We start from the raw sequence: 8,897 nt of genomic DNA, 5'->3' as shown, positions 1-8,897 counted from the left end.
GACTCTGTGGGGGCGAGTCCGGCCGGGCGGTGGGCTCGTCCCCCGGTGCTGCGCTGGACGCGGGCGGCGGCGCGGCCGTGACCGTGCCGGCCCTGGCCGCTGCTACTGCGCGGCGCCGCGGCGCTGGATGAAGCGTTGGTGGGCCCGCCACGGGGAAGCGGCGTTCGGGGACGCCGCCCGCCTGCCGAGTGCCGTGCGCAGCGTGGCCCCCTGGCCGGCGTAGCGCGAGCGCGTGGGATGGCCGGCCGCCCTCCGTTCGTACTCTCGGGCGCGTTCGGCCAGCCAGGTGAAGGGCGCGCGGTGGACGTCGCCCTCGCCCGCCTCCGGGTGCCACTGCACCCCCATCGCGGCCCACTTTCCCGGCTGCCGGCCCTTCGCTCCGCTGGTCTCGACGGCCTCGATGATGCCGTCCTCGGCCCAGGCCACCGGGCGCAGTCCGGTGCCGAGGTCCTTGATGCCCTGGTGGTGGTAGGTCTTGACGGTGACGCGCGACTGCCCGGTGGCGCGTGCGAGGGCGCTGCCCTCGTCCAGGGTGACCGGGTGCTCAGAGAAGCGCGTCGAGGACGCCTGGTGAATGTCGGTGCCGACGACGTCGGGCAGGTGCTGGTGCAGTGTGCCCTCGCGGTGCGTGTTGAGGATCTGCATGCCCCGGCAGATGCCGAGCACCGGCATCCCGCGCCGCTCCGCCTCCTTGGTGAGCGCCAGCTCTGCGGCGTCGCGCTGGGCGTCGCCGCGGCCGGTGGCCGGGTCCCGGGGGGCGCGGTAGGCCTCGGGGTTGATGTCGCTGCCGCCGGTCACCAGCAGCCCGTCGAGGCGGCGGAGGTAGAGGGCCGCCTTCTCGGCCGTGTCCCCGATTCCGGGAATGAGGTGCACGGTGACGTCGTCGGCCGGGAAGAACTTCTCGACGTACGGCGATCGGGCCTGGAGGAGTTCCAGGCTGAAGCCCTCGACGTACTCAGTGGTCAGCCGAGCTGTTGTGACCCCGATCGCCGGCATGCCGTGTTCCTTTCCGAGACAAGATCGATTCCGGCAATGCTAGTCCTCCGGGGCACGCCCTTTGGACGGCCACTGATCAGGGCGGGCAGAGCTCCCTCCCGCCTGCGGAGGGAGGGCGGCGCCGGACGCAACACGCGTCGCGGTCGCCGGCCCCGGCGGCCTCCCCGGCCGCGCGATGCGAGCGGCCATCCGGCATACCCGCCCCGCGGACCGCCACCGCCCTGGCCGCCGGGGCCCCAGGGCACGCGGGCGAGCGGGCGACCGGGCGAGCGACACGGTCCGGCCGGCGGGCGGCGGGCACTCGGCCCGTCCCGGTGGCGGCCCCGGGCGTACGTCCCGTTACTCGGGCCTGTGGCGGGTAGACGCACGGCCATGCGGGTGCTCATCACCGGATGGTTCTCCTTCCTGCACGGCGAGGCCACCGCCGGCGACGTGGGGAGCGCGGCGACCGTGGCGGCGGCGCTGCGCGGCGCCGGCCTGGCCTGCGACGTCGCGTGGAGCCCGGCCTTCCGGCCCGACGGTCTACGGCTGGAGGACGCCGCCGCCGAGCACTACAGCCACCTGCTGTTCGTCTGCGGTCCGGCCCACGGCGGGCAGGTGCGCGCGCTGCACGAGCGCTACGCACGCTGCCGGCGGATCGCCGCGGGGGTCTCGGTCGTCGACCCCGACGACCCCGCCGTGCGCGGATTCCACCGGGTCATCGCGCGCGACCGGCCCGGAGCGGCGGCGATGCCCGACCTCGCGCACGCGGCACCGCGCGGGGGCGCGGTGCCCGTCGTGGGGGTGACGGCGGCTCCGGAGCAGCCGGAGTACGGCGTGCGATCCGGGCACGAGGCGGTGCACCGGCGGCTCGCCGCGTGGCTCACCGCCCGCGACTGCGCCCGGGTTCCCCTGGACACCCGGCTGGACCGGCACGACTGGCGGCACTGCGCGACGCTGCCGCAGTTCGACGCGCTGGTGCGGCGGGTCGACCTGGTGGTCACGACCCGGTTGCACGGCCTGGTGCTCGCGCTGCGCAACGGGGTGCCCGCGCTCGCCGTGGACCCGGTGGCGGGAGGCGCGAAGGTCCGCTCGCAGGGCCGGGCCTGGGAGTGGCCGGTGGCCGTCGTTCCCCGCGCCGGGGAGGCGCCACCGCGGGAGCGGCTGGACGAGCTGTGGCGGTGGTGCCGCTCCCCCGCCGCCCGCGAACGGCTCGACCTGCTGCGGCGGCCGCTGGACGGCGGCGGGCCGGTGGTGGCGGAGCTGCTGCGGGACCTGCGCCGCTAGCGCCCGACGGGGGGGCGGCTGCCCTGGCCAGCGGCCGTAAGCAGCCAGCGGCCGCCCGGCCGGAGCACGGATCAACCGGTGGCGCCCGATCACGGCACCACACGCGCAGGTCCGAATTCCCCGCGCGCCCCCGATGGCCGCATGCCCCGACGCGACGGCGACCCGCACGGTCCCAGCCGCGGTGAGACCCTGGCCGCCCCCGGCCGGCCCCGCGCCCGGAACGCGCCGCTGGACGTGGCAGAGGCGCCGGGCCCCGACGTGTCCACCGCGCCCCAGGGCGGGACCGGACCGGGTCCGGTCCCGCCGACGGCCGCCGTGCTCAGAGGCGGAGCGGAATGAGCTCGCGCAGCTTCGTACGGGCGCCCTTCGTCGCGACGGCGGCGCGGTCGGGGTCGCCGAGGGCCAGGGCCTTGGCGGTGTCGCGGATCTGGTCGAAGTCGGCGTGCGGCGGGATCGGCGGGATGTTCGGGTCGCAGCGGACGTCGAGCACGACCGGGCGGTCGGCCGCCAGTGCGCGGGACCACGCGGGCGCGAGCCGGTCGGGGTCGTCGATCTCCAGGCCGGTGAGCCCGATCGCGGTGGCGAAGGCCGCGTACCCGATGTCGGGCAGGTCCTGGGAGAACGACGTCTTGGGCGAGCCGGTCATGGCCCGCTCCTCCCACGTCACCTGGTTGAGGTCGTTGTTGTGCAGCACGCAGACCACCAGCCGGGGGTCCGTCCAGCGCGGGTAGTAGCGTGCGATCGTGATCAGCTCGGCGAGCCCGTTCATCTGCATGGCGCCGTCGCCGACCAGGGCCACCGCCGGCCGGTCGGGGTGGGCGAACTTCGCGCCGATCGCGTAGGGCACCCCGCAGCCCATCGTGGCCAGCGTGCCGGAGAGCGTGCCGCGCATCTCCCCGCGCATCCGGATGAACCGGGCGTACCAGTTCGCGGCGGAACCGGAGTCGGAGGTGATCATGGCGTTCGTCGGCAGCTGCGGCGCGAGTTCGTGGAAGATCCGCATCGGGTTCACCGGGTCGGCGTCCAGCACGGCCTGCCGCTCCAGGGTGTCCCACCAGCGCCGTACGTTGCGCTCGATGGTCTCCCGCCACCGGCGCCGGGCGCGGTCGCGGGGGCGGCGGTCCAGGAGCGGCAGCAGCATGCGCAGCGCGGCCGCCGCGTCGCCGACCAGGTTGACCTCGGTGGGGTAGCGCATCCCGATGATCCGGGGGTCGATGTCGATCTGCACCGCCCGCTTGCCGAACTCGGGCAGGAACTGCGAGTAGGGCAGGTTCGAGCCGACGATGACGAGTGTGTCGCAGTCGCGCATCATCTCCCAGGAGGGCCGGGTGCCCAGCAGCCCGATCGCACCCGTCACGTACCCGGGGTCGTCCTCGAACACGTCCTTGCCCAGCAGCGCCTTGGCCACTCCGCCGCGGGTGGCCTCGGCGAGTTCGCGCACCTCGGCCCGCGCGTCGCGTGCGCCCTGGCCGACCAGGATGGCGACGCGCTCCCCGGCGTTGATCACGTCCGCGGCCCGCCGGACCTCCTCCACCGGCGGCGCGACCGTGGGCGCGGCCAGCCCGGGCCGGCTGGACGGCACGTTCTTGAACGCGTGCGCCGGCGGCCGGTAGTCCTCCTCCTGCAGGTCCCCCGGCACGATCACCACGGTCGGGCGGCGGTCGGCCACCGCCGTCCTGAACGCCCGGTCCAGCACGTTGGGGAGCTGCTCGGGCACCATGACCGTCCAGGCGTAGCCGCCCGCGACGTCCTGCATGAGCGTCTGCAGGTCGACCTCCTGCTGGTAGGCCCCGCCGATCGCCGAGCGCGCCGTCTGTCCGACGATCGCCACCACGGGCACGTGGTCGAGCTTGGCGTCGTAGAGGCCGTTCAGCAGGTGGATGGCGCCCGGTCCGCTGGTGGCGAGGCAGACGCCGGGCGCCTCCCCGAACTTGGCCTGCCCGACGGCCTCGAACGCGGCCATCTCCTCGTGCCGGCTCTGGATGAACTCCAGGGTCTCGCCCGGCCGGCCCAGCGCGGCCAGGATGCCGTTGATGCCGTCACCGGGATAGCCGTAGACCCGGCGCACCCCCCAGTGGCGGAGTCGCTGGACGAGGTGCTCGGCGACGGTCTGCGTCATGGTGCTCTCCTCGGTCGGATGGCGGATGGACGACGGTGCGCGCGGGTGGCGCCCTCACGCGGGGGCCCGGCCGCGCTCGGGCCGGTGGGGGTGGTCGCGGTCGAAGGTCGGGCGCTCGGTGCGGATGCGCGGCAGCGAGCGGAAGTTGTGCCGCGGCGGCGGGCAGGACGTGGCCCACTCCAGCGAGTTGCCGTATCCCCAGGGGTCGTCCACCTCCACCGGCGTGCCGCGCCGGGCCGTGTGCCAGACGTTGAAGAGGAACAGCAGGGTGGAGGCGCCCAGGACGAACGACCCGATGCTCGACACCATGTTCAGCGCGGTGAAGCCGTCGCTGTGCAGGTAGTCGGCGTAGCGGCGGGGCATGCCCATCGCGCCGAGCAGGTGCTGCACCAGGAACGTGCCGTGGAAGCCGAGGAACAGCGTCCAGAAGTGCCACTTGCCGAGCCCGTCGTGCAGCATGCGCCCGGTGAACTTGGGCCACCAGAAGTAGAAGCCGGAGAACATCGCGAACACCACGGTGCCGAACACGACGTAGTGGAAGTGCGCCACCACGAAGTAGCTGTCGGTGACGTGGAAGTCGATCGGCGGCGAGGCCAGCAGCACGCCGGTCAGCCCGCCGAGCAGGAAGGTCACCAGGAACCCGATGGCGAACAGCATGGGGCTGGGGAAGGTGAGCTGCCCCCGCCACATGGTGCCGATCCAGTTGAAGAACTTGATCCCGGTGGGCACCGCGATCAGGAAGGACATGAACGAGAAGAACGGCAGCAGGACCACGTTCGTCGCGAACATGTGGTGCGCCCACACCGTCATCGACAGCCCGGTGATGGCGATGGTGGCCGCGACCATCCCCTTGTAGCCGAACAGGGGCTTGCGGGCGAAGACCGGGATGACTTCGGTGATGATCCCGAAGAACGGCAGCGCGATGATGTACACCTCGGGGTGGCCGAAGAACCAGAACAGGTGCTGCCAGAGGATGGCTCCGCCGTGCTCGGGGTCGTACACGTGCGCGCCGAGGAGGCGGTCCGCGGCGAGCGCGGCCAGCGCGCCCGTCAGTACCGGGAAGGCGAGCAGCACCAGGACGCCGGTGAACACCACGTTCCACGTGAAGATCGGCATGCGGAAGGCCGTCATGCCCGGCGCCCGCATCGCGAACACCGTGGTCAGGAAGTTGACGGAGGCGAGGATGGTGCCCAGGCCGGAGACGATGAGGCCGAGGACCCAGAGGTTGCCGCCGGGACCGGGTGAGCGGACGACGTCGGACAGCGGGGTGTAGGCGAACCAGCCGAAGCTGGCCGCCCCGCCGGCGGTCAGGAAGGAGCCGGCCACCATCAGCCCGCCGAAGAGGAACAGCCAGTACCCGAACATGTTCATCCGCGGGAACGCGACGTCGGGCGCGCCGATCTGGAGCGGCACGATCACGTTGGCGAACCCCACGAACAGCGGGGTGGCGAACAGCAGCATCATGATCGTGCCGTGCAGCGTGAACAGCTGGTTGTACTGCTCGTTGTTGACCACCTGCAGGCCCGGGTACAGCAGCTCCGCGCGGATCAGCATCGCCAGCACGCCGGCGAACAGGAAGAACGCGAACGCCGTGATGATGTACATGTAGCCGATCACCTTGTGATCGGTGCTGGTGATCCAGGAGACGATGATCCGGCCCATCCCCGTCTCGGGACGGCCCTCCGCCTCCGCCCGCGGGCCGCGGCGGACGCGGCCGACGTCGGTCATGACACCTCCTCCGCCCCGGCGCCCGGCTCGCCGGTCTCGCGCGGCACGGGCTTGCCGAGCGGCGGTACCGTCCGCACCGACTTGGGCTCCGGGAGCGCCGGGTGGTCCGGCGCGGGCGTGGCGCTCGCCGGCGGGGCGGGGGCGGTACGCGCGTGGTCGGCCGGCCGTGCGCCGAGGGAGGTCGCCAGGACGAGCAGCACGCTCGCGAGCGCGATCGCCGTGCACACCAGCACCAGGGGCCAGCGGGAGACGGGTTCGGTCTCCGGCTCCCACGGGTCGGTGCCGATCCGGGCGAGCCGTTCCGCGAGCGCCGGCTCCTCCGCCGTCAGCCTCGCCTCGATCTCCCGGAGCCGGTCGTGGTCGTAACGCGACAGCGGCATGGCCGGCCACCCCCTCCCTGTCTCCGGCGCCATGACTGTGGGCGCGCCGGGCGGCCAGCTACCCCGGGGTGTCACGCGTTAACGCCCGCCGACCACTTTTCCGAAATGCCGGAAAGGGCGTGTTCCCAGGTGTTGGCGGGGTTTCAGGGCGGACGGAGCTGGTAGGGGGCCGACGGATCACCGGCCGGGCCCGCCGGCAACGGCGCCGGCGGGCCCCTCGGCAGGGCGTGGAGGGAGATGCCGACATGGCGAACAAGGTCCGCGACATCATGAGCAGCGACCTGGCGACGATTCCACCGCAGGCGTCACTGTACGACGCGGCGAGGATCATGCGGGACCGCGACATCGGCGACGTCATCGTCACCGAGGGCGAGACCCCCAAGGGGGTCGTGACCGACCGGGACATCGTGGTGCGGTGCGTGGCCGCCGGCAAGGATCTGGAGCAGGAGCGGGTCGCCGACGTGTGCAGTCCGCAGCTCACCACGGTCAGCCCGGACGCCGACCAGGAGGAGGCGGTCCGGCTGATGCGCGACAAGCACGTGCGCCGGCTGCCCGTCGTCGAGAACGACCGCGTGGTCGGCGTCATCTCGATCGGCGACCTCGCGCGCCAGCGCGACCCGCGCTCCGCCCTCGCCGACATCAGCGGCGCGCGCCCCAACAAGTGAGCCGCCCCGCGGCGCTGGACGCCGTACGCGGTGGGCGTGCGGGCGCTTGGCAGGACACGTGAGAGAGAAGGTGACGGCGATGGCGCAGGCCACGTTCATCAAGGTGCAGAAGGCGCTGTCCGGAATGAAATACCCGGTCTCAAGGGACGAACTGGCCGACTACGCCAAGAAGCAGAAGGCCGACGACGAGACCATCGACGCGATCAAGAAGATCCCGGACCAGCGCTACGGCGGCCCCGACGAGGTCAGCAAGGCGGTGGCCAAGGCCGCCGGGGAGTCCGGCGGCTGACAGTGCGGTGAGTCCCGCAGGCCGGGGCGGACGGCACGGCCGCCGTCCGCTCCGGCGGCGCCGTGCCCTCTCGACGGGCGGGCCGCGGGGCGGAGGGGCCGGCCGCCCGGACGCGTCCCCCGCGACCGGGCGCCGTGTCAACCTGCCGGACCAGCGGCCCGGAATTCGTCCGCCCCGCGGTGGCCGCCCGCGGAACCGGCGGCATATAGCCGGTGCGGAGCGGCGCGAAATCCAGGAAAGCAGTAACGCGGCCACAGCTATTCACCGGGAGAACCGACACGGCTTCCGGTGAGCGCGTCGGCCGCCCGCCGCGTCCCCGCACGTCGGCGGGAATGGCGGACCGCGAAACCCCCGTCCCCCTCGGGCGCGCCAGAATATGTCAGATACGTCACGAATATCCGATTATCGGGCCGGGGATCCCGGGAACAGGGGTCTCCCCGCCCGTGGCGGCCGCCGCTATATCGTGGCGGCCACTTCCCGCAACACCAGTTCCGCGCTCTGCAGGGCCGGGGCGTCCTCACCCAGGAGCAGCGCGTCGTCGGCCGCCCGGTCGAGGGCCCGCAGCACCCACTCGTCCAGGGAGTGCCCGGCCTTGACCGCCGCCGCCTCCCACCGGTCGCGCCGGTCGGGTGCCACCTCCACGGTGAACGGCCGCGGGGCCGCCGCGCCGCGCCCCGCACCCTGCCGGTCCACCCCGAACCGCAGCGCCCGGCGCAGCCGGGCCCTCGACCAGCCCTCCCGTTCGGCGCGCTCCAGCCACAGGCTCTGCTCCGCCTCCGGCAGGGAGGCGACCTCGGCGTGGTGCTGGAAGCTGAGCTTGGCCCGCCGGCGCTCCGGCGGGATCTTGCGCGCGATCCAGGCGTAGTTGCGGAGCGTCTGGTAGTCCAGGGATGTGTCCCGAATGGCCTTTCGGTACAGACCCGGATACCTGTCCTGCCCGTAGACCAGCCAGTCGGCCAGCCACCAGGTGGACGAATCGGAGATGATGGTGATCTCCTGGCCGATCTGGAACCAGTCCTCAAGGCTGAGATGCTCCGGCAACCGCAGGGCCGACCGATGTGTCAGCGCCTTCGGGTTGATTCCGATTCTTCGCCGCTTTCCGGGAAGATCGCCTTGCGTTCGCTGGGCAGCAGACTTCTGCTCGTGCACAGAAATCGAAATCCCTCCTTCACTCGGAGCACGTCCGGCACACAAACACAACGACATACAGCGGACATTCATTCGCAGACGGCCCGGGACCGAGATAGTGGGACGGCAAACTAAATATGAATGTTCAACTACCTCCCGTCCGGCATTACCCCGCCATGCGGCGGCGCGGCGGCGGCCGACCCGCCCATCGCGAGATCGGCGGGTCCGGCCCTCCGGCGCCCGCCCGGCCGACCGGAAGAGCGGCACGGGACGGTGCTCGCCGCCGTCCCGTGCCGCTCTTCCGGTCGGCCGGGCGGGCGCCGGAG

At 72.8% G+C, this 8,897-nt stretch carries 8 protein-coding genes; 3 read left to right on the top strand and 5 right to left on the bottom strand.

Annotated elements, in window-relative coordinates:
* Window positions 1-102: 102 nt before the first annotated feature.
* Window positions 103-996 (bottom strand): gamma-glutamyl-gamma-aminobutyrate hydrolase family protein, encoded by an 894-nt coding sequence (locus tag DEF28_RS23855; protein ID WP_114400277.1) that lies wholly within the window; start codon window positions 994-996, stop codon window positions 103-105.
* Window positions 997-1,368: 372 nt separating this feature from the next.
* On the opposite strand from DEF28_RS23855, the gene DEF28_RS23850 reads away from it, so the two are divergent.
* Window positions 1,369-2,262, top strand: coding sequence for a polysaccharide pyruvyl transferase family protein (locus DEF28_RS23850; protein WP_114400276.1), 894 nt, complete (start codon window positions 1,369-1,371; stop codon window positions 2,260-2,262).
* 319 nt (window positions 2,263-2,581) lie between these two features.
* Here DEF28_RS23850 and DEF28_RS23845 read toward each other — a convergent pair whose 3' ends face one another.
* From DEF28_RS23845 to DEF28_RS23835, 3 genes are all read right to left on the bottom strand, one after another.
* Complete coding sequence (locus DEF28_RS23845) at window positions 2,582-4,381, bottom strand: thiamine pyrophosphate-requiring protein (RefSeq protein ID WP_114400275.1); 1,800 nt, start codon at window positions 4,379-4,381, stop codon at window positions 2,582-2,584.
* Window positions 4,382-4,435: 54 nt separating this feature from the next.
* Window positions 4,436-6,043, bottom strand: coding sequence for an aa3-type cytochrome oxidase subunit I (gene ctaD, locus DEF28_RS23840; RefSeq protein WP_181874714.1), 1,608 nt, complete (start codon window positions 6,041-6,043; stop codon window positions 4,436-4,438).
* 62 nt (window positions 6,044-6,105) lie between these two features.
* Window positions 6,106-6,489, bottom strand: a complete 384-nt coding sequence (locus DEF28_RS23835; RefSeq protein WP_158562912.1) for a DUF3040 domain-containing protein — start codon at window positions 6,487-6,489, stop codon at window positions 6,106-6,108.
* Window positions 6,490-6,734: 245 nt separating this feature from the next.
* On the opposite strand from DEF28_RS23835, the gene DEF28_RS23830 reads away from it, so the two are divergent.
* On the top strand, window positions 6,735-7,154 hold the full coding sequence (locus DEF28_RS23830; RefSeq protein WP_114400272.1) for a CBS domain-containing protein: 420 nt from the start codon (window positions 6,735-6,737) through the stop codon (window positions 7,152-7,154).
* Between the two features lie 58 nt (window positions 7,155-7,212).
* Window positions 7,213-7,443 carry a DUF2795 domain-containing protein gene (locus tag DEF28_RS23825; protein WP_199493493.1) on the top strand — a complete coding sequence of 77 codons (231 nt, stop codon included), beginning with the start codon at window positions 7,213-7,215 and terminating at the stop codon, window positions 7,441-7,443.
* A 456-nt stretch (window positions 7,444-7,899) separates the two neighbouring features.
* On the opposite strand, the gene DEF28_RS23820 is transcribed toward DEF28_RS23825, so the two are convergent.
* The gene (locus tag DEF28_RS23820; RefSeq protein WP_258862701.1) at window positions 7,900-8,508 is read right to left on the bottom strand and encodes an LmbU family transcriptional regulator; all 609 of its coding nucleotides are present in this window, start codon (window positions 8,506-8,508) and stop codon (window positions 7,900-7,902) included.
* Window positions 8,509-8,897 lie beyond the last annotated feature (389 nt).

Source organism: Marinitenerispora sediminis (assembly GCF_003336425.1).
GTDB classification, from domain to species: domain Bacteria; phylum Actinomycetota; class Actinomycetes; order Streptosporangiales; family Streptosporangiaceae; genus Marinitenerispora; species Marinitenerispora sediminis.
Note: the sequence above shows the minus strand (reverse complement) of the source record. Positions and strands in the feature narration are given on the sequence as shown.

Excerpts from the sequence above, each read along its gene's own strand:
- DEF28_RS23855 (WP_114400277.1), bottom strand. The coding sequence starts at position 996 with ATGCCGGCGATCGGGGTCACAACAGCTCGGCTGACCACTGAGTACGTC.
- DEF28_RS23850 (WP_114400276.1), top strand. The coding sequence starts at position 1,369 with ATGCGGGTGCTCATCACCGGATGGTTCTCCTTCCTGCACGGCGAGGCC.
- DEF28_RS23845 (WP_114400275.1), bottom strand. The coding sequence starts at position 4,381 with ATGACGCAGACCGTCGCCGAGCACCTCGTCCAGCGACTCCGCCACTGG.
- ctaD (WP_181874714.1), bottom strand. The coding sequence starts at position 6,043 with ATGGGCCGGATCATCGTCTCCTGGATCACCAGCACCGATCACAAGGTG.
- DEF28_RS23835 (WP_158562912.1), bottom strand. The coding sequence starts at position 6,489 with ATGCCGCTGTCGCGTTACGACCACGACCGGCTCCGGGAGATCGAGGCG.
- DEF28_RS23830 (WP_114400272.1), top strand. The coding sequence starts at position 6,735 with ATGGCGAACAAGGTCCGCGACATCATGAGCAGCGACCTGGCGACGATT.